At 71.6% G+C, this 25,752-nt stretch carries 28 protein-coding genes and 1 pseudogene; 21 read left to right on the forward strand and 8 right to left on the reverse strand.

Annotated elements, in window-relative coordinates:
- Positions 1 to 190: 190 nt before the first annotated feature.
- The gene (locus ACFHWS_RS26795) at positions 191 to 4,627 is read right to left on the reverse strand and encodes a S8 family serine peptidase (protein ID WP_416569395.1); all 4,437 of its coding nucleotides are present in this window, start codon (positions 4,625 to 4,627) and stop codon (positions 191 to 193) included.
- A 375-nt stretch (positions 4,628 to 5,002) separates the two neighbouring features.
- Between ACFHWS_RS26795 and ACFHWS_RS26800 the strand changes: the two are divergent.
- Together ACFHWS_RS26800 and ACFHWS_RS26805 are read left to right on the forward strand one after the other, a co-directional pair.
- Positions 5,003 to 5,518: pseudogene (locus tag ACFHWS_RS26800) on the forward strand (helix-turn-helix domain-containing protein); the annotation flags it as partial.
- A 270-nt stretch (positions 5,519 to 5,788) separates the two neighbouring features.
- Entirely contained in the window at positions 5,789 to 6,763 is a 975-nt protein-coding gene (locus tag ACFHWS_RS26805; protein WP_416551844.1) for a hypothetical protein, read from the forward strand.
- Positions 6,764 to 6,821: 58 nt separating this feature from the next.
- On the opposite strand, the gene ACFHWS_RS26810 is transcribed toward ACFHWS_RS26805, so the two are convergent.
- Positions 6,822 to 7,187 carry a DsrE family protein gene (locus tag ACFHWS_RS26810; protein ID WP_416551843.1) on the reverse strand — a complete coding sequence of 122 codons (366 nt, stop codon included), beginning with the start codon at positions 7,185 to 7,187 and terminating at the stop codon, positions 6,822 to 6,824.
- A gap of 25 nt (positions 7,188 to 7,212) precedes the next feature.
- Here ACFHWS_RS26810 and mtfM point away from each other — a divergent pair, with 25 nt between their 5' ends.
- The 5 genes from mtfM to ACFHWS_RS26835 are packed head-to-tail and all read left to right on the forward strand — an operon-like array spanning position 7,213 to position 10,541.
- Positions 7,213 to 7,317, forward strand: coding sequence for a small membrane protein MtfM (mtfM, locus tag ACFHWS_RS26815; RefSeq protein ID WP_278171721.1), 105 nt, complete (start codon positions 7,213 to 7,215; stop codon positions 7,315 to 7,317).
- 15 nt (positions 7,318 to 7,332) lie between these two features.
- On the forward strand, positions 7,333 to 7,962 hold the full coding sequence (locus ACFHWS_RS26820) for an FABP family protein (protein WP_416569396.1): 630 nt from the start codon (positions 7,333 to 7,335) through the stop codon (positions 7,960 to 7,962).
- 58 nt (positions 7,963 to 8,020) lie between these two features.
- Entirely contained in the window at positions 8,021 to 8,443 is a 423-nt protein-coding gene (locus ACFHWS_RS26825; protein WP_278171720.1) for a Fur family transcriptional regulator, read from the forward strand.
- A complete protein-coding gene (locus ACFHWS_RS26830; RefSeq protein ID WP_416551841.1) occupies positions 8,440 to 9,531 on the forward strand; it encodes a YgfZ/GcvT domain-containing protein in 1,092 nt (363 codons plus the stop codon). Before ACFHWS_RS26825 ends, ACFHWS_RS26830 begins: the two co-directional genes overlap by 4 nt.
- 53 nt (positions 9,532 to 9,584) lie before the next feature.
- Positions 9,585 to 10,541 carry an asparaginase gene (locus ACFHWS_RS26835; RefSeq protein WP_416552080.1) on the forward strand — a complete coding sequence of 319 codons (957 nt, stop codon included), beginning with the start codon at positions 9,585 to 9,587 and terminating at the stop codon, positions 10,539 to 10,541.
- An 81-nt stretch (positions 10,542 to 10,622) separates the two neighbouring features.
- Here the strand turns inward: ACFHWS_RS26835 and ACFHWS_RS26840 are convergent, their stop codons facing one another.
- Complete coding sequence (locus tag ACFHWS_RS26840; protein ID WP_416551840.1) at positions 10,623 to 11,432, reverse strand: alpha/beta fold hydrolase; 810 nt, start codon at positions 11,430 to 11,432, stop codon at positions 10,623 to 10,625.
- Positions 11,433 to 11,573: 141 nt separating this feature from the next.
- Here ACFHWS_RS26840 and ACFHWS_RS26845 point away from each other — a divergent pair, with 141 nt between their 5' ends.
- The 4 genes from ACFHWS_RS26845 (at position 11,574) to ACFHWS_RS26860 (ending at position 13,902) form a co-directional block, all read left to right on the forward strand.
- Positions 11,574 to 12,167: a helix-turn-helix domain-containing protein gene (locus tag ACFHWS_RS26845; RefSeq protein ID WP_416551839.1), complete on the forward strand. Its 594-nt coding sequence runs from the start codon at positions 11,574 to 11,576 to the stop codon at positions 12,165 to 12,167.
- Positions 12,164 to 12,625 carry a hypothetical protein gene (locus ACFHWS_RS26850; protein WP_416551838.1) on the forward strand — a complete coding sequence of 154 codons (462 nt, stop codon included), beginning with the start codon at positions 12,164 to 12,166 and terminating at the stop codon, positions 12,623 to 12,625. The genes ACFHWS_RS26845 and ACFHWS_RS26850 overlap by 4 nt, the downstream gene beginning before the upstream one ends.
- 78 nt (positions 12,626 to 12,703) lie before the next feature.
- Positions 12,704 to 13,012, forward strand: coding sequence for a DUF2516 family protein (locus tag ACFHWS_RS26855; protein WP_123605844.1), 309 nt, complete (start codon positions 12,704 to 12,706; stop codon positions 13,010 to 13,012).
- Positions 13,009 to 13,902 (forward strand): alpha/beta fold hydrolase, encoded by an 894-nt coding sequence (locus ACFHWS_RS26860; protein ID WP_416551837.1) that lies wholly within the window; start codon positions 13,009 to 13,011, stop codon positions 13,900 to 13,902. Before ACFHWS_RS26855 ends, ACFHWS_RS26860 begins: the two co-directional genes overlap by 4 nt.
- Before the next feature lie 50 nt (positions 13,903 to 13,952).
- Here the strand turns inward: ACFHWS_RS26860 and ACFHWS_RS26865 are convergent, their stop codons facing one another.
- A complete protein-coding gene (locus tag ACFHWS_RS26865) occupies positions 13,953 to 15,239 on the reverse strand; it encodes an FAD-dependent oxidoreductase (RefSeq protein WP_416551836.1) in 1,287 nt (428 codons plus the stop codon).
- Between the two features lie 265 nt (positions 15,240 to 15,504).
- Between ACFHWS_RS26865 and ACFHWS_RS26870 the strand changes: the two genes are divergently transcribed.
- Positions 15,505 to 16,281, forward strand: a complete 777-nt coding sequence (locus tag ACFHWS_RS26870) for an EI24 domain-containing protein (protein WP_416551835.1) — start codon at positions 15,505 to 15,507, stop codon at positions 16,279 to 16,281.
- 22 nt (positions 16,282 to 16,303) lie between these two features.
- Here ACFHWS_RS26870 and ACFHWS_RS26875 read toward each other — a convergent pair whose 3' ends face one another.
- Complete coding sequence (locus tag ACFHWS_RS26875) at positions 16,304 to 17,350, reverse strand: hemolysin family protein (RefSeq protein ID WP_416551834.1); 1,047 nt, start codon at positions 17,348 to 17,350, stop codon at positions 16,304 to 16,306.
- Complete coding sequence (locus ACFHWS_RS26880; protein WP_416552079.1) at positions 17,347 to 18,762, reverse strand: hemolysin family protein; 1,416 nt, start codon at positions 18,760 to 18,762, stop codon at positions 17,347 to 17,349. The genes ACFHWS_RS26875 and ACFHWS_RS26880 overlap by 4 nt, the downstream gene beginning before the upstream one ends.
- A gap of 308 nt (positions 18,763 to 19,070) precedes the next feature.
- On the opposite strand from ACFHWS_RS26880, the gene ACFHWS_RS26885 reads away from it, so the two are divergent.
- From ACFHWS_RS26885 to ACFHWS_RS26905, 5 genes are all read left to right on the forward strand, one after another.
- A complete protein-coding gene (locus ACFHWS_RS26885; RefSeq protein ID WP_416569397.1) occupies positions 19,071 to 20,054 on the forward strand; it encodes a sporulation protein in 984 nt (327 codons plus the stop codon).
- 121 nt (positions 20,055 to 20,175) lie between these two features.
- Complete coding sequence (locus ACFHWS_RS26890) at positions 20,176 to 20,394, forward strand: hypothetical protein (protein ID WP_416569398.1); 219 nt, start codon at positions 20,176 to 20,178, stop codon at positions 20,392 to 20,394.
- A gap of 176 nt (positions 20,395 to 20,570) precedes the next feature.
- Entirely contained in the window at positions 20,571 to 21,104 is a 534-nt protein-coding gene (locus ACFHWS_RS26895; protein ID WP_416569401.1) for an AbfB domain-containing protein, read from the forward strand.
- Positions 21,105 to 21,166: 62 nt separating this feature from the next.
- Entirely contained in the window at positions 21,167 to 21,730 is a 564-nt protein-coding gene (locus ACFHWS_RS26900) for an exonuclease (protein WP_281553018.1), read from the forward strand.
- A 128-nt stretch (positions 21,731 to 21,858) separates the two neighbouring features.
- A complete protein-coding gene (locus tag ACFHWS_RS26905; RefSeq protein ID WP_416551831.1) occupies positions 21,859 to 22,443 on the forward strand; it encodes a hypothetical protein in 585 nt (194 codons plus the stop codon).
- Positions 22,444 to 22,450: 7 nt separating this feature from the next.
- Here ACFHWS_RS26905 and ACFHWS_RS26910 read toward each other — a convergent pair whose 3' ends face one another.
- Together ACFHWS_RS26910 and ACFHWS_RS26915 are read right to left on the reverse strand one after the other, a co-directional pair.
- Positions 22,451 to 23,095 (reverse strand): hypothetical protein, encoded by a 645-nt coding sequence (locus ACFHWS_RS26910; RefSeq protein ID WP_416569399.1) that lies wholly within the window; start codon positions 23,093 to 23,095, stop codon positions 22,451 to 22,453.
- Positions 23,096 to 23,148: 53 nt separating this feature from the next.
- Positions 23,149 to 23,526 (reverse strand): DivIVA domain-containing protein, encoded by a 378-nt coding sequence (locus ACFHWS_RS26915; protein WP_416551829.1) that lies wholly within the window; start codon positions 23,524 to 23,526, stop codon positions 23,149 to 23,151.
- 454 nt (positions 23,527 to 23,980) lie between these two features.
- On the opposite strand from ACFHWS_RS26915, the gene ACFHWS_RS26920 reads away from it, so the two are divergent.
- The 4 genes from ACFHWS_RS26920 to ACFHWS_RS26935 are packed head-to-tail and all read left to right on the forward strand — an operon-like array spanning position 23,981 to position 25,466.
- On the forward strand, positions 23,981 to 24,757 hold the full coding sequence (locus tag ACFHWS_RS26920) for a helix-turn-helix domain-containing protein (protein ID WP_416569400.1): 777 nt from the start codon (positions 23,981 to 23,983) through the stop codon (positions 24,755 to 24,757).
- Positions 24,748 to 24,942, forward strand: a complete 195-nt coding sequence (locus tag ACFHWS_RS26925; RefSeq protein WP_416551827.1) for a DUF397 domain-containing protein — start codon at positions 24,748 to 24,750, stop codon at positions 24,940 to 24,942. The genes ACFHWS_RS26920 and ACFHWS_RS26925 overlap by 10 nt, the downstream gene beginning before the upstream one ends.
- 60 nt (positions 24,943 to 25,002) lie before the next feature.
- Positions 25,003 to 25,221, forward strand: a complete 219-nt coding sequence (locus ACFHWS_RS26930) for a hypothetical protein (RefSeq protein WP_416551826.1) — start codon at positions 25,003 to 25,005, stop codon at positions 25,219 to 25,221.
- Between the two features lie 2 nt (positions 25,222 to 25,223).
- On the forward strand, positions 25,224 to 25,466 hold the full coding sequence (locus ACFHWS_RS26935; protein WP_416551825.1) for a type II toxin-antitoxin system Phd/YefM family antitoxin: 243 nt from the start codon (positions 25,224 to 25,226) through the stop codon (positions 25,464 to 25,466).
- Positions 25,467 to 25,752 lie beyond the last annotated feature (286 nt).

Consider the following 25,752-nt stretch of genomic DNA (forward strand, 5'->3'; position numbering starts at 1 on the left):
GCCGATGTCCGATTTTCAACACGGACAGAACGACTCAAGCCGGAACAACGCCGGGGCCGTGGGTGCGATGCCCGGTCAACCCGTAATGATTCCGGGTTGACCGCCGGCGGGTGCCGGGCCAGAGCTGGGCTGGCCCGGCACCCGTTCTCACCATCGGTCAGACACGCCGTCGACCGGTCCGGTCACCCGGTCAGATTCCACCGAGGCGGGCCGGGCAGGGATCGACCAGTTCGAGCACGCTGTCGACCGTGGTGACGATCCCGGCCGGCAGCCGTTCCTGTCGGGCCTGCGGCACCCAGCCGTCCTTCGCGGTGATGATCTCGTACTGTCCGCGTGGCAGCCAGTACGCGTACCCGCCATCGGCGCCGGTGCGCAGCGTGTAGCCGGTGCCCGGATCGGTCAGCGAGTTCAGCCGGATCGTCGCCCCGGCCACCCCGACCTCGACCCCGGCGCAGCTGATCCCGGTGACCGTGCCCTGCACCTTCGCCCAGGACGCCGGCGGCGAGACGTTCATCTGCACGTCCACCTGACCCACCGGGTACGGGGCGTCGGACCGCAGCCCGAGGGTCGCGGCGTACCGGCCGGGCTGGTCCACGCCGGCCTCGGCGGTCGCCGCCAGCGTGACGGTGACCGTCCGGGAGGCGCCGGGGGCCAGGGTGAAACTGCCTGGATCGGTGACCAGCCATGGCAGATCGGCCGCGGCGCCGCACAGTTCCAGCCCGGCGAGCACCTCCACCTGTGCCGAACCGACGAACGAGCTCGGTGATCCACCGACCTTGTACGCTCCACAGGCACCGGCACCCCGGTACCGGGCGAACTCGGTGTTCGGCAGGTCCCGCCACTCACCGGCGGCCGGGTCGAAGCCGACCGTACGGTTCGTCACCGTGGTCGACGCCCCGGTGACGCCGCCGGCGATCACCAGCAGGCCACCGGCCGCTGCGTACTGCCCGCCCCACAGATCGAGCGGCAGGTCCGGCAACGGGCTCCAGGCGTCAGCGGCCGGATCATAGGCGTACGTCGACCGGTACTCGACGGTGCCGGCACCACCGGCGCAGTAGGCCTGCTCACCGATCCCGCCGCAGGCCAGCCAGGACGCGGCGACCGGATAATCGGCCCGGGACCGGAACGTGCCGGTGCCGGTGTCGAACGCCAGCACCGTACGCGAGTCGGTGCAGGTGCTGTCGATGCAGCCGCCGATCAGATAGATCGTGCCGCCGATGACGGCGGACCCGGCCGCGGCCCGTGGCGCGGGGCTGGTCACCCCGGACAGCGTGGCCCACGTCCCGGCAGCCGGGTCGAACACGTCGACGCTCGCCACCGGAGTCCCACCGGCACCCCATCCGCCAAACAGGTACAGCTTGCCGCCGCCCGCGGCGAGCACCGGCTTGCTGCGGGCCGTCGGCAGGTCGGGCAGGGCGCTCCAGGCGTCGGTGACCGGATCGTAGACCCAGGCGTCCTGCTCGGTGCCGGTGGTGCTGCCACCGCCGACCGAGTAGACCTTGCCGTCGAGCGTGGCGGCCGCGTTGTCGAAGATCGCGGTCGGGTGGTCCGGGGCCCGCGTCCAGGCATCGGCGGCCGTCGCGGCCCCGGCAGCAGCCGACGCGGCGGTGATCCGGGTCGGCGCGGCGCCGGCCGGGGCACCGTACGCCGGACCCCGCCAGGCCTTGCTGACCCCCTTCACCTTGTGCTCGGTCAGGGGGGCGCCGTCGCCGGCCAGCAGACTGAACCCACCGTCGCCGGCCAGCATCTCGACCTCGGCCGGCGCGCTGCCGGTGTTGGTCACCGTCACCTTGGCCTTGCGGGTGCTGCCGTAGGGCTGGTGGGACACCACCGGGCTGGTCGGGCTGATCGTCAGCCGGCCGGCCTTGACCGAGAAGTCGGCCCGGCGGGCCCGGTCGGCGACCACCGTCACCGTCCGGCTCCGCACCTGGTACGGCGCCCGCGTCGCGGTGAACTCCTGCTCGCCGACCAGCGGCGAGAAGAGCTGGTAGAAGCCGTCGGGCAGGGCCGGGTCGTCCGGCGTGGCGGCGGAGACCGCCCGTACCGTCGGGTCGGTGGCGCTGGCCACCGTGACCCCGTTCAGCGCGGCCCCGGTGTTGTGGTCGGTGGTGTTGCCGACCAGCAGGCCACCGGGCAGCGGGGTGCAGCTCCGGTCGACCACCTCGACGTCGTCGACCTGCCACCACCAGGCGTAGCTGCCCTGGAAGCGGAACCGGATCAGCACCTCGTCGGCACCGGCCACCGAGGTCAGCGGGATCTCCTCGGTGCGCGGCCCGCGCCGGCTGGTGGTGTACTGCCACACGGTGGTCCAGCTGGCGCCGCCGTCGACCGAGACACCGATCTCGGCGCTGTCGCTGAGTCCCACCGCCCGCCAGTCGCTGGCGAACCGCAGGTACGGCGCGTCCGCTCCGGACAGGTCCAGCGTCGGGGTGACCAGGTCGGTGTCCTGGACCGCACCGGCGCCGAGCGCGTCACTGTCGATGTTGGCGAAGCCGCCGTCACCACCGGTCAGGTTGCCCCGCGAACCGATGTCGGTGAACTCCCAACCGCCGCCGTCGGTTCGGTTCACCACCGACCAGCCGTCCGGGGTGTCGGCGGTCGGGAAGCTCTCGGCGAGCACCGGGTCGCCGAAGCTGGCCCCGTACCCGGGGGTGACACACTCGGCGGTGACCGGCACCGCCAGGTGCACGGTGCGGTCGGTCTCCCCGGCCGGCACCTCCACCCGGGCCGGCTGGTATCCGGCGAGCGTCGCCGTGGCGACCAGCGTCACGGCGGTGCCGCCGGGCACGGTCAGCGTGTAGCGGCCGGATGCCGGATCGGTGTAGGTGGCCGTCTCGGACCGCCCGTCGACCTCGACCCGGGCGTAGAGCGGCCAGCCGTGGCCGGCCGCGTCGGTGACCCGGCCGCTGAGCGTGACCAGGGTGGTGGCGGCCAGGTCGAAGTCCTGCTCGACGGTGCCGTCCTCGGCGACCGTGACCGTAGTGCTCGTCGACTGGTAACCGAACGCGCTGGCGGTGATGGTGTGCTCGCCGGTCGGCAGGGTCAGCCAGTAGCCGCCGTCGGCGCCGGTGGTGACGCTGCGGTCGCCGGTGGAGACGGTGGCGCCGGGCAGCGGGTCGCCGTCGCCGGTGACCACGCCGGTCACCCGGCCGGCGGGTCCGCGCGGGGCGGCCTCGACGGCGGCGTACGCGTCGAGTCGTCCCTCTCCGAAGTTGTTGTTGTTGGCGGCGGTGCCGCCGCAACTGGTGTCGTTGGTGTCGATCGCGGTGCCGTCCAGCAGTGCCCGGGTGGCGGCGATGTCGCCGTGCAGGGTCGGCGCCGCCGACCAGGCCAGCGCGACGGTGGCGGCGACGTGCGGGGAGGCCATCGAGGTGCCGCTGTACGCCGCGTACCCGCCACCGGGGACGCTGGAGCGGACCGCGGTGCCGGGCGCGGCGATGTTCGGCTTGACCGATCCGTCGACCAGCGAGGCGCCCCGGCTGGACCGGGCGGCGATCCGGTGGTCGACGTCGTAGTTGCCGGCCGCGTACGCCTGCGGGTAGTCGCCGGGGGAGCTGGCGGTGCCGCAGCCCGGTCCCTCATTGCCGATGGCGAAGGCCGGGAAGATGCCGGCGGCGATCCAGGCGTCGACGGTCTGCCGGTACCACGGGTCGGCCTGTCCGCCGCCCCACGAGTTGTTGACCACGTCGGGGCGAAGCTCCGGCCGGGGATTCGCGCCCGAGGTGTCGGTCGGGGCGAGCACCCACTGGCCGGCGGCCAGCAGCGACGCGTCGGAGCAGTTGGTGACCTCGCAGCCCTTGGCAGCGATCCAGCGGGCACCGGGTGCCACCCCGGTCTGGTTGTCGCCGCCGTCGTCGCCGGTCATGGTGCCGGTGACGTGGGTGCCGTGACCGTTGTTGTCACAGGGGGTCCCGGCCGGGCAGATGCCGGTCGGGTCGAACCAGTTGTAGTCGTGGTCGTAGCCGCCGGTGCCGGCTCCCCGGTAACTGGCGGCCAGTGCCGGGTGGTCGAACTCGACGCCGCTGTCGATGGTGGCCACGACGATCCCGTCGCCGCTGGTGCCGAATTCGGACCAGACCTGCGGCGCTCGGACGTCGTCGATGTTCCACTCGACGGCGGTGGTGCCGGCGTCGTCGCCGACCGGCGGCACCGGTTCGGCTGGTTCCGGGGTGAGCAGCGGGTAGCTGCGAGCTGGTTCGAGCTGCTGCACCTGGGGCAGGGCGGCGATCCGGTCGGCCAGGTCCCGGTCGCCGGTGACCCGGACCGCGTTGGCGATCCAGTACGCGGTGTAGCCGGCCTTCCGCCCGTCGAGCAGTTTGCGCAGGCTCTGCTGGCTGCGCTGGGCCGTGGTGGTCAACTCGTGGTACACAGCCTCGGCCCGGGCGTCGGCGCGACGGTCACCGGCCGGTATTCCGGCGCTGGCGGCGTCGGCCGCGCCGGACAGGTCGGCGCGGTCGCGTAGGTAGACCATGAACTCGACGGTGCCGTCCCGGTCCAGTTCGGCGGCGAGTTCGGCGCTGATCGGCGCGGTGGCCGACCCGTCGACCGGGCCGGTACCGGGTGCGGCGGTCGCGGCGGCGGGTTGGGCGGTCACCGCGAGCAGGGTGATCAGCCCGGCGGTGAACATCCGGTGCACTAGCCGGCCCGGGCCGCCGTGGACCCGGCGGCGGGCGGTGCTGCGGTCACTATCGTGTCGTCCGGTTCGGCGGCGGGGCAGGTCGACCACGCGGTCCCCCCATGCTCGTAGGCGGTCCGTACTCGCCGGACCTCGGGATCAGCGGACCGGAAAGCCCGAAATCCGCCCAAGTCGCGTGCGGGCAGTGCTCTACGGATAGTTTTCGCACGGCGGCTACGAGTCATGTTTTAGTGGGCGGCGTTAGTGATCAATGGGGTCTGTTGGGCAGTTTTCAGGCAGTACCCGGGCAACACACGGTCGAGCGTCGGGCTGTAGTGGTATCGGTGACTGGCGCTGTTGACTCCGGCGACTAAACGGCGTTGTCTGATGACACGCAGCAACCTGGGGAGGAGTGCGGTGGTCAACGGTGAGGTGCCACTGGTCGTGTGTGTCACCGCTGACGTAGCCGTCCGTGAGCGCGTCGTGAGACGCCTTGACGACTGCGGCACGGTAGTCATCTGTACTGATCTGGCCGAGTTACGGGCGATGCTGTTCCCGCCCGTGCCGGCAGAGGACCCGGAGCCGGCGGCGCCGGTCGTGCTCGGCGACCTCGTCGTCGACGTGCCCGGCCATCTCGTCACCTGGCGGGGTGAGCTGTTAACGCTGACCCGGCTGGAACGGGAGTTGCTGGCCCGGCTGGCCACCCCACCGGTGGTGGTCTGGACCTACGAACGGCTCTTCGGCTCGGTCTGGGGCGGGGCCTATCTCGGCGACACGGCCATCCTGCATTCGGCCGTGAAACGGTTGCGCCGCAAGTTGCGCGGCGCCGGCGGCGGCCTGGAGATCCAGACCGTACGGGGCGTCGGCTACCGGCTCGCGTCGAGCGCACCGGACAACTTCGGCGCATCGGCGGCGGGACCGGACCCGGCCGGTCACCGGCGGGACGACCTGGCCGGCGACGGCGCGGTCCGTGACGATGCAGCCGCTCGCGACGAGCCGGTCCACCAGGATGTGCCGGACGAGCCCGGCTGGGACGGGTCGGATCGGGAGCTGCCGGAGCAGCGGATCGGCTGGCCGGTCGAGGTCGGCTGCTGACCGCTACCGGGGCGGCCGGCGTTAGGGCGGCGGCCGGGTGTGCCGGCTGCCCTGGCCGGTGCCTGGCACGATGGCCGGGTGACTGACGACCCGCCCGCGACCCCGGCCGCCCCGCCGGCACACCCGGCCGCGCGGGTCCCGCCGCCGTCGGGACCGCCGGTTGTCGCCGTACCGTCAGCCGTCGCCGTGCCGGCCAGCGCCGCTGGTCAGAGCCCGGTGCGTCGGTGGTGGCGGTGGTGGCTGGCGGCCGCCGCGGTCGCCTGGAGCGTGCTGCTGTTCGGCCTGGCCGTGCAGTCCCAGCGGGACGACAGCCCGACCGTCCGCGAGCAGCGCGACATCGGGCAGGCCCGGCCGGTCGCCGACCGGGCGGCGATCGACCTGACCGCTGCGGTCGGCGACGCCGGCGTGGTGGTGCTGGCCGAGGAGCAGATCACCGAGGGCTGCCGGATCACCCTGATGCGACCCGGCGCCGAACTGACCCGGGTGCTCACCGCCTACACGGCGCCCGACGCCGGCCCGGCGTTGCTCGACCGGATCGCCCGCCGGCTCCCGGCCAGCTACGCCGCGATAGCCCGGCACGACGCCACCACCGGTCGGTCGCGGCTAGGCGCCGACGCCGGTGATTTCGTCGCGGTCCGCGGCGAACTGATCCGCGACGGCGTGGTGCAGCTGCGGATCAGCACCGGCTGCCGACCGGCATCCGACGGGTCCCGGCCCGCGCCCGCTGACCCCCGGCCGGGCGCCACCGTCGGCCCGACCCCGCGCAGCCACGCCGAAGTGCTGACGGGCGCCTTCGGGGTGGCCGACGTACGGGCCGCGTCGTCGGTGGAACTGCCCTGTCCCGACGGCGACGGACAGCTCAGCAGCTACGCGCTGACTGCGGCCAGCACCGCGGAGTCCGACGAGTGGGCGTCGCTCGGCTTCACCATGTCGCGCGCCACCGTCGTCTCCGATCAGGCACCGCTGTTCGTCCACCGATACGGCACCAAGGGCACCGTGGTGCGGCTCGACGGCGACGACGTCTGGATCGCCGTCACCGACTTCACCTGCTGATCCCGTCGGCCAGCCGCTGATCCGTCGTCGGCTGCCGACCCGATCAGTAGAAGCCCGGTCAGTAGACGAGCGCCTGGACGCCGTCGGCCATGATCTCTTCGACGAAGACCGCCGCCCCGGCGATCCGTACCCCCGGCAGCACATCGTCCGGGCCGAACCTGCGGCGGGCCGCGCACTGCGTACAGACCGTCACCCGACCGCCGCTGGCCAGCACCACGTCCAGCAGGTCGGGCAGCGGCGCCGAATGCGGCAGGTCGAACTCGGCGGCTCGGCCGGGCAGCCCGAACCACGCCGACTCACCGGTCAGCCAGAGGGAGACCTCGACGCCGGCCGCGGCGGCGGTGCCCGCTACGGTGAACGCCTGGGCGCACCGCTCCGGCTCGTCCGAGCCGGCGGTCGCCTTTACGACGAGAATGCGAGCCATGCGGCCAGCATAGGATGGCCTTGTCATGGTTACCGAGATCGGGTTCGTCAGCCTGCTGGTGGCAGGCTTCGGCGCGCTCGCCGGTGGCCTGGTCTACCTCGCGGTCCGCATCTGCCGTGGACGCTGGTGAGAAAGCGGAGGACCGATGAGCGCGAGTAGCGCGTCCGGAGCGGGACAGCCGAGCACCGAGGAGAACCCGGTCCGGCCGCCGTGGCTGGACGCCCCGCCGGTCGACCCGTACCCGTTCGAGGAGAGCCACGACCTGCGGGTCGGCCCGAAGCTGCATCCGGCGTTGAACGCGCTGCTGCCGTACATCGGGGTGTGGCGTGGGCGGGGACGCGGCGGCTACCCGACGATCGAGGACTTCGACTACGCGCAGGAAATCCGGATCAGCCACGACGGCCGGCCGTTCCTGCAGTACGAGTCGCGGGCCTGGCTGCTCGACGAGCAGTCCCGCCCGGTGCGCCCGGTCGGTCGCGAACTCGGCTGGTGGCGGGTGGTCACCGACGCCGACGGCCGGGCCACCGGTGAGCTGGAGGCGACGATGATGACCCCGACCGGGGTGATGGAGCTCTACCTGGGTCGGGTCACCGGGGTGCAGGTCGAGTTGGCCACCGACGCCGTGGTGCGTACCGGTACCGCCAAGGAGGTCACCGGCGGCCACCGGCTGTTCGGCATTGTCGAGGGGGCGCTGCTGTACGCCCAGGAAATGGCCGCCGTCGGTCAGCCGCTGTCCCCGCACCTGTCCGCCCGGCTGATCCGGGTCGGCGGCTGATCCGGGCCGGCCACGGAGTCGGGCCGGCCACGGAGACGGCGGCGATAGGATGGCGACGGTGGCTGAATCTTCCCTGGCAGAGATGCTGCGCTCGCGTGGGCTACGGCTGACCGCGCAGCGTCAGCTGATTCTGGAAGCGGTGCACGAGTTGGGACACGCCACCCCGGAGCAGGTGCTCAACGCGGTGCGCGAGGTCGCCGCCGGGGTCAACATCACCACCATCTACCGCACTTTGGAGCTGTTCGAAGAGCTGGGCCTGGTCACTCACACCCACCTGTCGCACGGTTCGCCGACGTTCCACTCGGTCGGCGAGGACCAGCACGTCCACCTGGTCTGCCGATCCTGTAAGTCGGTCTCGGAGATGGACCCGGCGCTGGCCGAGCCGCTGATCACCGCGCTCGCCGAACAGCGCGGCTTCCAAGTCGACATCGGCCACATGGCGTTGTTCGGCACCTGTGAGCGGTGCGGAGGAAAACAGTGATCGACATACCCGGCGCGGTGGACATCGCCGACGTGGCCACCGGATCCCCCGACGCCGGGGTCGCCGCCCACTACGGCGACCCGATGCGTGAGCAGCGTCGGCTCGCCACCGAGGTCGGCCTGGTCGACCGGAGCAACCGGGGCGTGCTGGCGGTGCCCGGTGCCGAACGGATCGGCTGGCTGCATACCCTGACCACCCAGCACCTGGCGACGCTGCGCGCCGGTCAGGGCACCGAGCTGCTGGTGCTCTCCCCGCACGGCCACGTGGAGCAGCACGCGGTGGTCGCCGAGGACGGCACCACCACCTGGCTGGACACCGAGCCGCAGATGGCCGGCGAGCTGCTGGCGTACCTGTTGAAGATGCGGTTCTTCACCCAGGTCGACCCGGCGGAGGTGACCGCCGACTGGGCGGTGCTGTCGCTGGTCGGCCCGGCTGCGGTCGACGCGGCGGCGGCGCTGGGCGTGACCGGGCTGGCCGACCCGGACCTGTTGCCGGTGCCCGCGTCGAAGTTCGCCGCCGGGTCGATCCCCGACCGGCCCACCGTGCTCTACCCGGTGGCCGCGCTGCCGACGGACGGGCCGTACCGGGGCGGCTGGGCCCGCCGGGTACCACTCGGCGTCGACCTGCTGGTACCCCGGGCCGCGACGGCACAGCTGGTGGCCGAGGCGGGTGCGGCCGGTGCCGCGCCGGCCGGGCTCTGGGCGTACGAGGCGATGCGGGTCGCCTCGCGTACCCCCCGGGTCGGTCTGGAGACCGACCACCGGGCGATTCCCGCGGAGGTCAATCTGCTCGGACCGGCGGTCCACCTCGACAAGGGCTGCTACCGGGGGCAGGAGACGGTGGCCCGGGTGCACAACCTGGGCCGGCCACCGCGCCGGCTGGTGCTGCTGCACCTCGATGGGGTGGCCAGTGACACCCCGCCGGACGCCGGCACCCCGCTGACCCTGGAGGGCCGGACGGTCGGCTTCGTCGGCACCGCGCTGCGCCACCACGAGCTCGGCATGGTCGCTCTGGCGGTGGTGAAACGCAACGTGCCGGACGACGCCGATCTGCGTGCCGGTGAGTTCACCGCCGCGATCGAGCCCTGAGCCGGGATGTCGCAGAGTTGACCAGGTACGCCGGCGGGGTGCCGCTGGTCGAGATGGCCCGCTCCGGTTTCGTGGAGAGCCGGCATCACGGCTCACTGGTGGTGCTGGCCGCCGACGGCGGCCTGCGAGAGCGGTTCGGCGACGTGGAGTCGCCGGTGTTTCCCCGGTCGGCGAACAAGCCGTTGCAGGCGATCGGCATGCTGCGGGCCGGGCTGCGGCTGGCCGATCCAGCCGATCTGGCGGTGGTCTGTGCCAGCCACAGCGGCGAGGACTTTCACCTGGCCCGGGTGGCCGCGCTGCTGCGTACCGCCGGGCTCACCGAGGCGGCGCTGCGCTGCCCGCCGGAGCTGCCGGTCGGCGCGGCCGCCGCAGCCGACGTGCTGCGCGCCGGTGGCGGGCCGAGCCGGCTGCAGATGAACTGCTCCGGCAAGCATGCCGGGATGCTGCTGACCTGCCGGGCTGCCGGCTGGCCGGTGGAGGAGTACTGGCATCCGGAGCATCCGTTGCAGGAGCGGATCCGGGCCGCCGTCGAGGAGTACGCCGGTGAGCCGGCCGCCGCCGTCGGGGTGGACGGCTGCGGCGCGCCGGTGCTGGCGCTGTCGCTGACCGCGGTCGCACGGGCGTTCCTGCGGCTGGTGCACGGCCTTGCCGGGTCGGTGGAGCGGACCGTGGCGGACGCGATGCGGGCGTACCCGGAGCTGGTGGCCGGCACTGGGCGGGCCGACACCCGGCTGATGCGGGCGGTGCCCGGGCTGCTGGCCAAGGTCGGCGCGGAGGGTGTGCTGGCGGTGGCGGTGCCCGGCGTCGGGGCGATCGCGGTGAAGATTGACGACGGTGCGCAGCGGGCGACGGTGCCGCCGGTGGTTGCCGCGCTGCGCCGGCTCGGCGTCGGCACTGGCACCGACGCCGAAGGCCTGGATCCGATGGCTCTGGCCGAACTCGGTGAGCCGCCGGTGCTCGGTGGCGGCCAGCCGGTCGGCACGCTGCGCGCCCTGTGCTGGCCGTCCTGACGAGACTGGCCGGCGGACGGGCTGGCTATCGCACGGTAATCGTCTATCGCACGGTAATCGTCTATCGCATGGTGTGATCGTCTATCGCACGGTGTCGGCGAGGAACTCGCGCAGCGCGGCGTCGACCGGCCCGGGGCACTCCAACGGCAGCAGGTGGGCTGCGCCGGGCACGTCCGGCAGCCGCCGGGCGGTCGGGATGCCGGTGCTGATCAGATCGGCCAGGGCGAGGATGTCCGGCACGTCGAGCGCCCCGGCGCCGACCAGCACCGGCACGCCGATCTCACCGAGCCGGCGGGCTGCCGGTGGGTCGAGTTCGCGGTGGGTGACGTCGCCGAGCGCGGCTTCGGCGGCGAGTGCCCGGCGGTCCATCTCGCGGGCGAAGGCGATCAGCTCCGGGTCGACGTCGGCGGGCTGCCGGCGCGGGCCGACGACCCAGAACCGCACCTCGGCGTCGGCCGTCGCGTCCAGGTCCTCCGGGTCCACCGCGCCGACCAGGTCGTCCCAGAGCTGTTCGGCGGCGTCGGACCAGTCGTGGCCGCCCAGCGCCGACCCGAACAGGGCGAGGGCGGTGACCCGGTCGGGGTGGGCGAGAGTGGCGTCGATGGCGACCGCACCGCCGAACGAACAGCCGACCAGTGCGGCGCGGGCGACGCCGAGCGCGTCCAGTAGACCGATCACGTCGTCGTGGTGGGCGAACCCGGTGGCCGGCAGGTCGGACTCGCCGTAGCCGCGCAGGTCCATGGCGATCACCCGATGCCGGTCGCGCAGCGCGGCGACCTGCGCCCGCCACATCCTGCGGTCGGCGATGCCGGCGTGGATCAGCAGTACGGGCGGCCCGGTGCCGACGTCGTCGTAGCTGATCGTCGCATCGCCAACCCGGATCGTCGCCATCGGCGGGGAGCCTAGCGTCACGGGGCGGCTGGCCGCCAACGACTTTCTCGGCGGCTCCTGCGACGGTTCATCCGGATGACTCCGCTAACTTTCGTTAGCGTTTCGCTAGCAGTTGCAAGCAGATCGGGCTACCGTCGAGCTATGGCCACACCGAAGGACCTGCCTCGCGACATCGGGGGCTTCATCCGTGACCTGCGGCACAACGCCCGCATCTCGCTGCGGCAGCTCGCCGAGCAGGCCGGCGTCAGCAATCCCTACCTCAGCCAGGTGGAGCGCGGCCTGCGCAAGCCGAGCGCGGAGGTGCTCCAGCAGTTGGCCAGCGCACTGCGGGTCTCCACGCCGGTGATGTACCTGAGGGCCGGGCTGCTCGACGACAAGGACGGCCAGGGCGTGCTCGCCGCGATCGCTTCGGACCCCGACCTCACCATGGCGCAGAAGCAGTCGCTGAGCCAGATCTACGAGACGTTCCGCCGGGAGAACGCCCGGCACGCCGGACCGGACACCGACGCGGACGCAGCTACCGCCGCCGAAGCCGCCGAAAAAGTTGAGGAGCAGACCCTGCAGTCGGTCGCCGTCACCGAGGCCGGGGCCGCACCTGGCCCGGCGACCGATGACCCGCCGCCCACCGTGCCGACCAGGACCACTTCCCGGCAGAAGACCACCCCCCGGCGTCGTACGCCCCGGGCCGGGGAAACCGAGCAGGCCGCCGGCGCGGCCGAGGAGGAGCAACGATGAGCCAGCCGAAGACCAAGCGGATCCCAGCACCCCTGTACGCCGTCGCCGGCGCCGGCGACCTGGCCTACCAGCAACTGCGCAAGCTGCCCGTGGCCGTCACCCAGCTGACCGGCAAGGCCAGCCTCGGCACTGTCGGCCTGCGGGAGAAGGCCGCACAGAGCACCGCCGAGCTGCGTGAGCGGGCCAACACCGGTGCCGACCTGGAGCGCCTGCGGACGATCGCGCTGCGCAACCGCGACGCGGTGCTCGCCGGTGCCCAGTCGGCCGGGCAGCGGGCCGTGGCGATCTACGGCACGCTGGTGGCGCACGGTGAGCGGGTCGTCGGCACCGGGGTGGTCCGGGCCGCTGACACCGTCAACGCCGACATGGAGACCACCGAGGCTCCGGCCCAGGTCACCGCAGCACCGGAAGCCGACTCGACCGAGTCGGTCAAGCCCGCCCAGGCCAAGGCCGAGTAGTTCCGGCGGGGTCCGGGTGACCCGCGGGCCCCGGATGCAGGTGGCACGCATCCGGGGCCCGCGGCATAAGCTTTGGGCATGGACTCTGCCGCGCCGCTGTTCTATGCCGACGTCCGGTACATCCTCGACCTGGCGCTGTTCGTGTTCGCCCTCGTCGTGCAGGCTGTCGCGCTGGTGCACTGCGTCACCCAGAAAGGCGAGGCGTTCCCGGCGATCGGCACCCTGCCGAAAGGCGCGTGGCTGGCCATCCTCGGCGTCTGCCTGCTGCTCACCCTGCTGTTCCAGGTCAGCCTGTTCGGCCTGATCGGGATCGCCGCCGGGCTGATCTACCTGCTCGACGTGCGGGTCGGGCTGCGGGACATCGCCGACGGCCGAGGCTCCTGGTGAGAGATTTCCGTTGGCCACCGCCGCCGGACGGCGGGCCGCGGACCTACGGGCCCGGCCCGTCCGGTCCCCGTACCGGCCGGCCCGCGCTGCCCGAGCCGGAGACCGAGGTGATCACCACGCCGCACGGTGTGGAGCTGGAACGGCTGGTCACCGGGTCCGGTGAGCCGACCACCGTCTTCGCGCACGGCATAGCACACGGCATCGCCACCACCCGGCCGCTGGGCAGCGGAGTCGCCGGGCGCAAGGTGTTCTTCCAGTTCCGGGGGCATGGCCGCTCCGCCGCGCCGGCCGGCCCGTGGGGCTACCCCGACCTGGCCCGGGACCTGCGGGCCGTGGCCGACCTGGCCGGTGCCGGCCGGGCGGTCGGGATGAGCCTCGGTGCCGGGGCGTTGGCCCGGTTGCTGACCGACAGCCCGCGGCGGTTCGACCGGGCGGTGTTCCTCCTACCGTCGGCCTTCGACGCGGCTCGGCCGGCCTCGGCCCGCCAGCGGATCGCCGAGCTGGTCACCGCGGTCAACGACAGCGACGTCTCCGGGGTGGCCGAGCTGATCGCGGCGGAGACCCCGGTGCCGGTACGCAACACCCCGGCCGCGTGGGCGTACCTGCGTACCAGGATCGACCAGCTGCTGCGCGACGGACTCGCCGCCGAACTGGTCGACCTGGCCGACACGGTGCCGGTGCCCGACCCGGCCGCGCTCGCTGCGGTCACCGCCCGGGTCCTGGTGATCGGCTGCGTCGGCGACGACCTGCACCCGGCCGAGACCGCCGAGCGGCTGGCCGCCGCCATCCCGGGCGCCGCCCTGCACGTCTACGACCGCCCCGGCGTGCTCTGGAACCAGCGCACCGATTTACGGCAGCGGGTTTCCGGCTTCCTCAACGAGCCGATCTGATCAGCGGCACGTGCCGTGGCTCCGGTCGTTTCCGTTAACGTCGACGACGGTCAACCGCAGCAGCCGCCGGAGGCGGCGGACGGCGTGGTGGACTGGTCGCCGGGTGCCACCGAGCAGACGCCGGTCTCCGGCAGATCCAGCTGTACGTCCCGGGCTGCGGTCCAGTCACCGGCCAGCGCCGCCGTGACCGAGCGGACCTGCTCGTAGCCGGTGGCCAGCAGGAACGTCGGCGCCCGGCCGTAACTCTTCATGCCGACCACGTAATACCCCGGCTCTGGCTGGGTGAGCTCCTCCACCCCATGCGGCGGGACGGTGCCGCAGGAATGCTCGTTCGGGTCGATCAGTGGGGCCAGCCTCCGGGTGCAGCCCAGCGCCGGGTCCAGGTCCAGCCGTAGCTCGTCGGCGATCCGGTGGTCGGGGCGGAAACCGGTGGCCGAGACGATTCGGTCGGCGGCCAGCGTCCGGCCGTCGGTCGCGACCAGCTCGGCCTGGCCGCTGGCGGTGACCCGTACGGTGTGGACGCCGAATCCGCTGACCAGCTCGACTCGGCCGGAGTCGACCAGCAACCGCAGTCCGGTGCCCAACTTGCCGCGGCCAGGCAGGGCGTCGGCGTCGCCGCCGCCGAGCGCCCGGTCGATGGTCGCACCACGGGTGACCCAGCTGACCCGGGTGTCCGGCTCCTGAGCGGCCAGCTCGGCGAGGGCCAGCAGGGTGTTGGCGGCGGAGTGGCCGGCACCTACGACGATGGTGTGCCGGCCGGTGTGGTCGGTTCGGTGGGCACCGAGCACGTCCGGCAGAGCGGTGCTGATCAGGTGGGCTGCCTGCGGTTCGCCGCGGGCGGGCAGCCCGTTGACGCCCAGTACGTTCGGCGTACCCCAGGTGCCGGAGGCGTCGATGACGGCACCGGCGCTGATCTCCGTACCGTCGGCGAGCCGGACCACGAACGGCGCCTGCTCCCGGCCGTCGGTGCGGACCCGGTCGATTCCGGCGCGGCCCAGCGCGACGACCCGCGCGCGGTACCGGATCCGACCGGCCAGGTCGGGCAGCTTGGCCAGTGGTTCGAGGTAGTCGCCGACCAGCTCGGCGCCGGTCGGTAGGTGACCGGGATCGGGGGCGGCCCAGCCGGCGGCGTCGAGTAGCCGGCGGGCGGCTGCGTCGATGTTGTAACGCCAGGGGGAGAAGAGCTGGACGTGCCCCCACTTGCTGACCGCCGCGCCGGCGCTGCCGCCGGCCTCCAGCAGGACCCAGGGCAGACCGCGCTCGTGCAGGTGGGCGGCGGCGGCCAGGCCGACCGGGCCGGCCCCGATGACGACGGCCGGTAGCTCCTTGTTGATCATGAATCCCTCCGTGCTGACAAGCGTTCGTAGTCTCGATGATCGTCGAATCAACAATACGATGCCCGCTGTTTCGACGATGGTCAAGTTTGACACTCATCAAATCAGCCAACTGGGTGACTCCACCTGATCGGCGGTAACCTGCCACCCGTGGGTGTCACCAGTAACGGCCGTACCGACCGACTCGACCTGCGCGACCCGACTCCGCGTGAGTGGCAGAGCAAAGGTCGGGCCAACCGTCGGGTACGGCTGCGCCTGGCCGGCTGAGATGATCCGCGCCTTCCTCGACGGTGTCCGGCTGTTCCTGCGCGGCTTCGGCACCTACGCCCGCAACCCGAAGATGGTGCTGCTCGGGCTGATCCCGGCGGTGATCGCCGGGGTGCTGTTCGTGGCCGCGTTCGTCGGCTGGACAGCCGTCGTGGTCGACGTCGCCGGCTGGCTCACCCCGTTCGCCGACGACTGGTCGGCGGGCACTCGGGATGCGGCACGCGGTGCGGTCGCCGTCGCGTTGCTGGCCCTCGGCGGGCTGATCGGCGTGCTCACCTTCACCGCCGTGACCCTGTTCATTGGGGATCCGTTCTACGAGAAGATCTCCGAATGGGTGGAGGGGCAGCACGGCGGGGTGCCGAACGGGGTCGACGTGCCGTGGTGGCGGTCGCTGTGGCACAGCCTGCTCGACTCGGCCCGGCTGATCGCGTTCGGCATCGTCATCGGGATTCCGCTGTTCCTCTGCGGGTTCATCCCGATCGTCGGGCAGACCGTGGTGCCGGTGGTCGCTGCCCTGTTCGGCGGCTGGCGGCTCGCCCTTGAGCTCGTTGGGTCCGCGTTCTACCGCCGTGGCCTGCGGCTACCGGACCGCCGGGTGGCGCTGCGGACCAATCGGCCGAAGGCGCTCGGCTTCGGAGTGGCGGTCTTCTGCTGCTGCCTGATCCCGTTCGGCGCGGTGCTGGTCATGCCGGCGGCGGTGGCCGGCGCGACGCTGCTCGCCCGCCAGTCGCTCAACCAGCCCACCGACGGGCCGCCCCAGCTTGCTCCGCCCGCCTAGCGGCTGACGGCCGGTGCGGCGTTTAGCGGCTGGCGGCCTGTGCGGCGTCGCGGACCTCACCGACCAGCTCCTCGATCACGTCCTCCAACGCGGCCAGGCCGGTCAACCGGCCGTCGGCGTCGACCACCCGGGCCAGGTGGGCGCCCCGTTGCTGCATGACCGTCAGGGTGTCCCGCATCGGTTGGGTGGCCCGGACCGTGACCAGTGGCCGGATCAGCCGGGAGTCGACCGCCCGGTCCCGGTCCTGCGCCGAGGCCCCGAGCACGTCCTTGACGTGCAAATAGCCGGTCACCTGCGCGGCGCCGTCGACGACCGGGAAGCGGGAGTAGCCGGTATCGGCGCAGCGCTTCTCCAGCTCGACTGGCGTGCTGGTGGCGGACACCGTGACCAGCGAATCCAGCGGGATCGCCACCCGGGCGGTCGGCTGGTCGCTGAACGCCAGCGCCCCGGTCAGCAGCCGGTGCTCGTGCTCGTCGATCAGGCCCTCACGGCGGGACTGGGCGATGAACCCGGAGACCTCCTCCCGGGTGAAGGTGGAGGTCACCTCGTCCTTCGGCTGCACCCGCAGCAGGCGCAGGACGATGTTGGCGAGCTGGTTGAGCAGCCAGATCAGTGGCCGCAGCACGGTGACCACCCCGTACAGCACCGGGCCCAGGACCATCGCGGACCGCTCCGGACCGGCGAGGGCGATGTTCTTCGGCACCATCTCGCCGATCACCATGTGCAGGAAGACCACGATCGCCAGGGCGATGGCGAACGCGATCGGGTGCACCAGCGCGTCCGGCACCCCGGCGGCGGCGAAGGCCGGCTCCATCAGGTGCGCCACGGCCGGCTCGCCGATGGCACCCAGGCCGAGCGAACAGACGGTGATGCCGAGCTGCGCGCCGGCCATCATCAGTGACACGGACTCCATGGCCCGCAGCGTGACGCGGGCCAGCCGGGACCCGGCGGCGGCCCGTGGCTCGATCTGTGTCCGACGGGCCGAGATCAGCGCGAACTCGGCACCGACGAAGAACGCGTTGCCGGCGAGCAGCAGCACCCCGACGAGGATCGCCAACCAGTCACTCATGATGCGGTCTCCTCCGGGTGCCCGGCCGAGTGGCCGTTCCGGCGTCCGTCAGGAGACCCGGCGGCCGCGGTGGCGTCGGCGCGGCGCAGCAGCAGCCGGTCGGCGCGGCGGCCGTCGACCCGGGTCACGGTCAGTTCCACCGGTACGGACGTGGGTAGTCCGTCCGGGTCCGGGTGTTCGCGGTCGTCGGCGACGACCGTGACGGTGTCACCGACCCGGGGCAGCCGGCCGAGCTCCTCGATGATCACCCCACCGAGGGTGTCGGAGATCCGGCCCTCCGGCAGGTCGAGCCCGGTCAGCCGGGCCGCCTCGTCGGGCCGCAGCAGGCCGGAGAGCTGCCACGAACCGTCGGCGGCGCGCTGGTGTCGGCCGGTCGGCCGGTCCTGCTCGTCGGCGATCTCCCCGACGATCTCCTCGACCAGGTCTTCCAAAGTGACGATGCCGGCGGTGCCGCCGTACTCGTCGACCACCACCGCCATCTGCAGTCCCCGGCTGCGTAGCGTGCCGAGCAGCGGGTCCAGCTCGGCGGTCTCCGGGACCTCGGGCAGCTCGACCATCACCGACCGCACAGGCCGGGTGTCGCGTTCCCCGGTCGGCACGGCGAGGGCATGCTTGAAATGCACGGCGCCGAGTACCTCGTCGACTCCGGTGCCGGTGACCGGGAAGCGGGCGTGTCCGGTGGCGGCGGCCAGCCGCAGCACCTCGGCCACCGGTGCGTCGGCGGTGACGAACCGTACCCGGGGTCGGGGGGTCATCACGTCGGCGGCGGTCCGTTCGCCGAAGTCGATCGACCGGGAGACCAGCTCGGCGGTCTCCGCGTCCAGGGTGCCTTCCTCGCCGGACCGGCTGACCAGCGAGGCCAGCTCCTGAGGCGTACGGGCGGACGCCAGCTCCTCGGTGGGCTCGATGCCGAACGCCCGCAGGATCCGGTTGGCCGTACCGTTGAGAAACCGGATCAACGGGCCGGTGGCGGCGGTGAAGCCGCGCTGCGCGCCGGCGACCGCCCGGCCGACCCGCAGCGGTTCGGCGATCGCCCAGTTCTTCGGCACCAGCTCGCCGAAGATCATCTGAATACTGGTGGCCAGGATCAGCGCCAGCGTCAGCGAGAGCGCGGTGGTCGCGCCGTCCGGCAAACCGGTGAGCCCGAGCGGGCCGCGTAGCAGGGTGGCCAGTGAGGGCTCGGCGAGGAAACCGACGACCAGGCTGGTCACGGTGATGCCGAGCTGGGCGCCGGACAGCTGGGTGGACAGCGTCCGCAGGCCGCGCAGCAGGCCCGCCGAGCGGCGGTCACCGGCGGCGGCCTGCCGTTCCACGGTCGCCCGGTCGACCGTCACGAAGGCGAACTCGGCGGCGACGAACACGGCGTTGGCGGCGACCAGCAGCACCGCGACGCCCAGCAGCGCCCACTCCATCACCGCCCGGTCACTCCTTCGACGGTGACGGGGCGGCCGGGACTGGGAGGGTCGCTGGTCGTGGACATGGTCATCAGCATAGACAGGCGGATGCTGCGCCAACCTGCGAGTTCACTGAGAACAGTAGCGAAAAGTACTCATGTAATTACTTTGCGTACCTGACATCTGCTGTTCAGCAACTTCTCAGGCTGCCCCGCTAGCATCGTCGACAGCCCCGGTTCCAAAATAGACATGCCTGATCATGTTGTGCGGCAACGATCGGCGCGCCCGGGGGCCGCGCCGGCATACCGCCAGGGAGAGATGGCCACGTGGTCTTCAAACGGATGCTCCGAGCCTTCGGAGTCGGTGGACCGACTGTCGACACCGTCCTGTCCAACGCCAGCACCCGCCCCGGCCTGACCCTGGCCGGCCAGGTCGACATCACCGGCGGCGACCACGAGGTGGAGATCGACCAAATCACCGTCGCGCTGGTCACCCGGGTCGAAATGGAGACCGACGACGAGGAGTACGACGGTACGGTCGAGTTCCATCGGGTTCCGGTCTGCGGCGAGCTGCGCCTTGCCGCCGGGCAGCAGTTGTCGCTGCCGTTCGAGATCGACGTGCCGTGGGAGACGCCGGTCACCGACATGTACGGTCAGCGGCTGCCTGGCATGACCATGGGCTTGCGTACCAAGATCTGGGTCCGCGGTGCCATCGACCCGGGTGACCTCGACGACGTGCACGTCTATCCGCTGCCGGTGCAGGAGCGGATCCTGGAGGCGTTCGCCGCGCTCGGGCTGCCGTTCACCGGTGCCGACCTGGAGCACGGTCAGCTTGCCGGCCTGCCCCAGACCATGCCGTTCTATCAGGAGATCGAGTACGCGTCGGCACCGCAGTACCCGGGGGTAAGCCAGGTCGAGCTGACGTTCGTCGCCGACCCGCACGGGGTGACCGTGGTCCTGGAGTTCGACAAGAAGTCCGGGCTGTTCACCCCCGGTCATGACGCGTACGGCCACTACCGGGTCGAGCACGCGGCCGCCGAGAGCATCGACTGGATCAGCCTGGTCGACTCCTGGCTGCGGCAGTCGATGGAGCAGCGACACGCGCTGCTCGGCGGCTACGGGGGTGGCCACGGTCATGGTGGGTACCACGGTGGACACGAGGACGGTGGCTCTGGGATGGGCGGCGTGCTCGCCGGTGCGGCCGGCGGCGCCCTCGCCGGTTTCGCCGCCGGCATGGTCGCCGAGGAAATCTTCGACGTCATCGGCGACGGCGACGAGGAAGAGTTCGAGGAAGAAGAGGCCGAGGAGTAGCCGCTGCCCGCGCTTCGGGCACAGCACTCCAGGACGCAGCACCGCAGATAGCCGGAGTCGACAGGCCCTGCCCGCCGTGGGCCGGGTCACACCACCATCGAGCACAAGGAGAACAAACAGGATGCCGGTCACCGCTGACCTGACCACGCTGGTCGACAAGGCCTACCAGGACAAGTCCCTGGCCGAGATCGTCGCCGCGCCGGTCGCCTCGCTGAAGGGCGTCAGTGAGAGCGACGCCAAGCTGCTCAAGGACGCTTTCGGCATCGTCACCGTCGGCGACCTCGGGCGGAACCCGTACTTCCGGACCGCGCAGGCGCTGGTGAATCTCGGCGGCGAGTAGCCGGAGCGGGCAGCCTCGGCCGAGCCTCCAGCGGCAGGCCTTGCTGGAGCCAGTCTGGACAGTGTCCCGGCGGGGCGGCGGGAATCTTCCCGCCGCCCCGCCGGATTGTTTCGTGAAGATGACGCATCCTCTTGACCTGGGTTGTGTGAGCGCCAACGCGATCTGCATCGAAGATGATGACTGCGAAGGGTGTCGGTCATGAGGCGATCGCGATCCACGGTCAACTGGCTGGCGGCGACAACCGCCGCCCTGGTGACTGCGGCCACCACCACCGCCGTGGTCGCCGCCGCCCGGCTGCTGTCGCGGCGGCGGTCCCCGCCCGCCGTCCAGTTCACCAACCCGATCGTCGAACAGCGGGCCGAACCGCACGTGCACCGGCACACCGACGGTTACTACTACTTCGTCGCCACCGTCCCCGAGTACGACCGGATCGTCATGCGCCGGGCCACCACCCTGCAGGGCCTGCCGCCCACGACCAGCCGGACCGCTACCTGCGGCAATGGGAGTACCGGGTCCGCCTTGAGGGGAATGTCGCCAATTTGGCCGACTCGCAGTTCCGGGTCGTCCCCGGGCTGGCCAACTCGGCCGGCATCTCGCTGGAGTCGGTCAACTTCCCCGGTCAGTACGTGCGGCACCGCGACGGCCTGCTCTACCTGGAAGCCGTACCGGACGCCGCCGGCCGCGCCTCGGCCACCTTCACCGTCAGCTGACCCGACCGCCAACACCCGGCACCGTAGGACAGCGCGCCACCAGCTGGGCGTACGGTGCGGGGGTGGCACAAGCGGAGATCTACGTCAGCACGGACGTCGAGGCGGACGGGCCAATCCCCGGCCCGCACTCGATGTTGAGCTTCGCCTCGGCGGCGTACACGGCCGGCAAGGAGCTGGTCGGCACGTTCAGCGCCAACCTGGTCACGCTGCCCGGTGCCAGCGGCGCGCCGCAGACCATGGCGTGGTGGGAGACACAGCCGGAGGCGTGGGCGGCGTGCCGGGCAGACCAGGAGGAGCCGGCGGCGGCGATGGCCCGGTACACGGAGTGGCTGGCTCAGCTGCCGGGGCGGCCGGTGTTCATCGGCTATCCGGCGGCGTACGACTTCATGTTCGTCTACTGGTACCTGATCCGCTTCACCGGATCGAGCCCGTTCTCCCATTCGGCGCTGGACATCAAGACGTACGCCATGGCGCTGCTGGGCACCGGCTACCGGACGACGTCGAAGCGGACCATGCCCCGCGAGTGGTTCGGCGAGCACGACCATGAGCATGTCGCTTTGGACGACGCGATCGAGCAGGGTGCCCTGTTCTGCGCCATGCTCGCCGCCAACCCGGCGACCCGCTGACGCGGCAACCCGCTTCTGCACTGATGTGAGGCTGAGATACCTATCGCCGCCAAGATAGGGTGTCTCAGCCTCACATCGTGTGCCGGCGATACCGTTACACCCGCGCGACGCGCCAAGAAGGTGACGCGATGCGACAAGCTGTCTGGGTGCTCGACGTCGACGGAGTCGTCAACGTGACCCGCCCCGGCTGGGGCGCGGCACCGTGCAACGGCACCGCACATGTCGGCGCGGTGGAGTATCGGCTGCGGTGGGCACCGGCGCTCATCGACCGGATCCGGGCGATGCACCGGGCCGGCGCGGTCGAGATCCGCTGGTGCAGCACCTGGTGCGTCGAGGCGGACCAGGTGGAACGTCTCTTCGGCCTGCCTCGACTCGGACGCAGCTGGACCCACGAGATGTCCACGTCGACCGCTGCGGGGGCGAAGCTTGGCGCCGCACGTGAGGTCGTCGCGCAGGGACGGCCGCTGATCTGGACCGACGACGCCGAGACGCCGACCAGTGGCCCCGTGTACGAAGAACTCACCGCCAGCGGGCGGGCGCTCCTGATCGCTCCGCTGCCGAATCGTGGACTTCAGCCAGCGCACCTGGATCAGATCGAAGCCTTCGTTGCGAGCGCTGCCGCCAGTGCTGAGGTGGACGAAACTGCTGCCCTGCATACAGCGCGGCGGCTACTCGGTGAGCCCGCAGAGTCATCCGCCGACCTGATCGGCTGACCTGTCCCTACCGCCCATCGACGTCGACGATTCCGCTCCAGTCGCGGCTGATCGACATCAGCTCGTCGACGTCGGCAGCTGAGTGCCGCCGGCCGTGGCGCGGAAGCCGACGCTCGAACGGTACGGGGATGGGGGTGTCCGGCTCCGCGGGGATCAGATCGCCGAGAGCGTCGGGCAGCGAGCTCAGCAAGTCGGCGACCGCCTGTTCGACGGTGTCCTGGGTGAGCACGCCGGTGGGGCGACCGCCGACGGTGACCGTCAGGCCGAGGCGGAGCGCCACAGCGATTGCTGTCGCCGGCGACGGTGGGTGGGTGCTGTCCGGTGGACCCGTTGTCCGGCCGAGCCACAACCGCCACGGGTCGATCGACTCGGCAGCGATCGCCTCGGCTTCCAGGGCGTACCGCTGGTCGGCCGGCAGGTCGGGCCGCCACTGCCTGGGGAGTTGCAGCCAGGGGGCGAGAACCGGCTCGTCCGGGGCCTCCGGGTCGTAGAGGTGGGCGACGCCGGCCGCTGCCGCCAGATCGCCGAGCAGTCCGGCCAGGTCGAGGCACCAGTATCGACCGCAGCCGGTCGGCATCGGGGTGACCGTGCCGGGCACCACGCTGGCCGAGACGACCGCACCGGTGTCGACGTTGGCGACCGTGAGCACCAACTGGGCGCGCCGTGCTCCGTCGCCGGCCGAGCCCGGCCCGGTGTGTCGCTCGGTCAGCGGTAGCCGGACGGGGTGGCGGTCGCGGTGTAGCTGCTCTGCCAGCGGCGCGGCGCGTCCTTGATCCGGTCGTTCTGTTCGTACGTGCGGTCGAGCTCGGCGTAGAGGACACCGAGGTCGTAGGCGACCCGTTCGAGGAACGCGGCGACGTCGGCCGGGTCGAGGCCACGTCCGTGGGCGCGTCGGCTGGCGGTGCGGAAGTGCTGGCTGCGGACCTGCCAGGGCCGGATCGGCCGGTACGCGGTCGGCCGCTGGTTGCGGCCATTCGCGGGTACGCGGTACACGCCGCTGCCGTTCGGCCAGTCACGCGGTGGCAGGGTTACCGACCGCCGCCGTTGCCAGCGGACCCGCCACCGTCGCCACAGTTCTCGCATCGCGCTTTCCTCCCCTTGGGTGTCGGGTGTGTGGAAGGGGTGGCCCGGCAGCTTTGCCGAACCGGCCGGGCCACCCCGCCCCAATCGCCGCAGCCCTCCTTGGCAGTACGGCAACCAGGGCAGTCTTCGATTCACGGCGGATCGATCGGATAGGGGCCCGGGGCGCGTGCGTACTCCATTTCGGTGTTACTTGCGGGAACGCGGTGTCGGCCGCGTCGTGGCCACGGACCAGCACCGGAGCGGCCATGGCACGGGGGTTCCTGGCTGTTCCGGTGTTGACGGACGTGGCCGTGAAATGGTTTTCTCGCACGCGCCCCGGGGGCTCGGTCCTCCGTGTATCTTGCTTTCTCAACTTCCTACCCCTCTACCCTGGACTATCCACCCCATGCAATGGAAGATGTGGGAGTCGGAGGGTTCTCGGAGAGATCCTACGAATCTGATAAGGGGGCCGATAATGATCGACTTGCAGGAGGCCATCCGCAAGGAGCGGACCGCGCGAGGGCTGTCGCAGGAGCAGCTCGGCGCGCTGGTCGGGGTGAGTGGGTCGTCGATCGGCAGCTACGAGGCGGGGCGGCTCATCCCGGTGCCGGCGATCGCCAAGGCACTCGACGGCGTCTTCGAGACCGGCGACCGGATCCAGCGGCTGGCGGCCCAGGCGCGCGGGCAGTCGATCGCCCCGTTCCTGCGCTCGTGGGCTGAGAACGAGGCGCAGGCGAGCATCCTGCGCTACTTCGAACTCTCCGTCGTCCCGGGGCTGCTGCAGACCGAGGCGTACGCCCGACAGCTGCTTACCGACGTCGGCCCGGTCGACGATGTCGAGACGTCACTGGCCAACCGACTGGCCCGGCAGGAGATCATCACCCGGGCAGACAATCCGGCGCACTTCGTCGCGGTGCTGGACCGGTCGGTGCTGCACCGACAGGTCGGCTCGCCGGACGTGATGGTGGAGCAGTTGACCGCGCTCGCAGCCGCCTGCGACCGGCCCAACGTGCGGGTGCACGTCGTGCCGGCCACCGCCGGGGCCTACGCCGGGCTCAACGGTCCGTTCGTGCTCGGCACGGTGCACGACCGGAGGGTGGGCTACCTGGACACCCACTTCGGCGGCGAGCCCATCGACGACCCGCAACGGGTGCGTCGGCTCGAACAGGTGTGGGAAGATGTCCGCAGCTACGCCCTGCCCATCGCGGAGTCCCGCGAGATGATCGAGAAAGCGGCGCTGACATGGAGCTGACCGGCACCCCTCGTTTCCGCAAGTCGACCCGGTCCAACGGTGCCGGTGGTGCGTGTGTCGAGGTTGCCGACAACCTGCCCGGCGCGGTGCTGGTGCGGGACAGCAAGGACCAGGCCGGCCCGGTGCTCACCTTCGCCCCCGCCGCCTGGTCCACCTTCGTCACCCACCTCCCCACCCACCCCTGACCTCAGTTCCGCGGCTCGGCAACTGGCTGACGATGGCGTGACCGGATCTGAGGAGGCGATGTGGCTCCGGCGGTTCGGTTTCTGCTGATCACGACGGTGCAGATCGTTGTCGTCGTGGTCGCGTTCGCCTTCGTGATGACACTGCTGTTCGACCGGGCGGGCTGGTGGGAGTTTGGTTGGCTCGTTGACCTGCTGCCGCTGCTCACCACGATCGTCGTCATCAACTGTGTCGTACAACTGGCGCGGCTGCGCCGACAGGCCGCACGGACCCGGCTATAGGCGTGACGTCGAGTCCTGAGTTCAACCAGGACACGGGACGGGCGACGACCGCTACCCGCAGCGGGCCGGTCTTCGACACCGATCCTGGCCGTCCGGCGCACGTGCTGCCGGCGTTCGAGGACCATCAGCGGTCGACCGGAGACCAAGGGAACATCGTCGACCTGATCGGGCTGTTCCCGGGCGAGGCCGACATTGAGCTTGTGGCTACGCGGTCACGTGATCTCGTCCGGCCGGCGGACCTGTGATGATGTGGTCGCCTGGGGCGGCCAGCTCAGCCTCGACACCGACTCGACCGTTTCCGTGGTTTCCGTGGCAGCGCCTGTTGACTCGCTGCCAGGCTTGGCCGGGGCGCGGTAAAGAGCCTCCGCGTCACGCATCAGCAGGTCTTTGACATCCTCGCCGCCCTAATCGGCGGCGATTCCAGCCACGCCGCGCGTGACACGCGCAGTGTTCTGGCGGGTTACCGTTTCACCGCGCGGTGCCGGGACGGGTCCCGGTCCTACCCGCGCTCCACGGTCGTTGACGTCCGCC

Origin of the sequence: Micromonospora sp. LOL_013, assembly GCF_048060315.1 — a bacterium.
Classification (GTDB): Bacteria; Actinomycetota; Actinomycetes; order Mycobacteriales; family Micromonosporaceae; genus Micromonospora_E.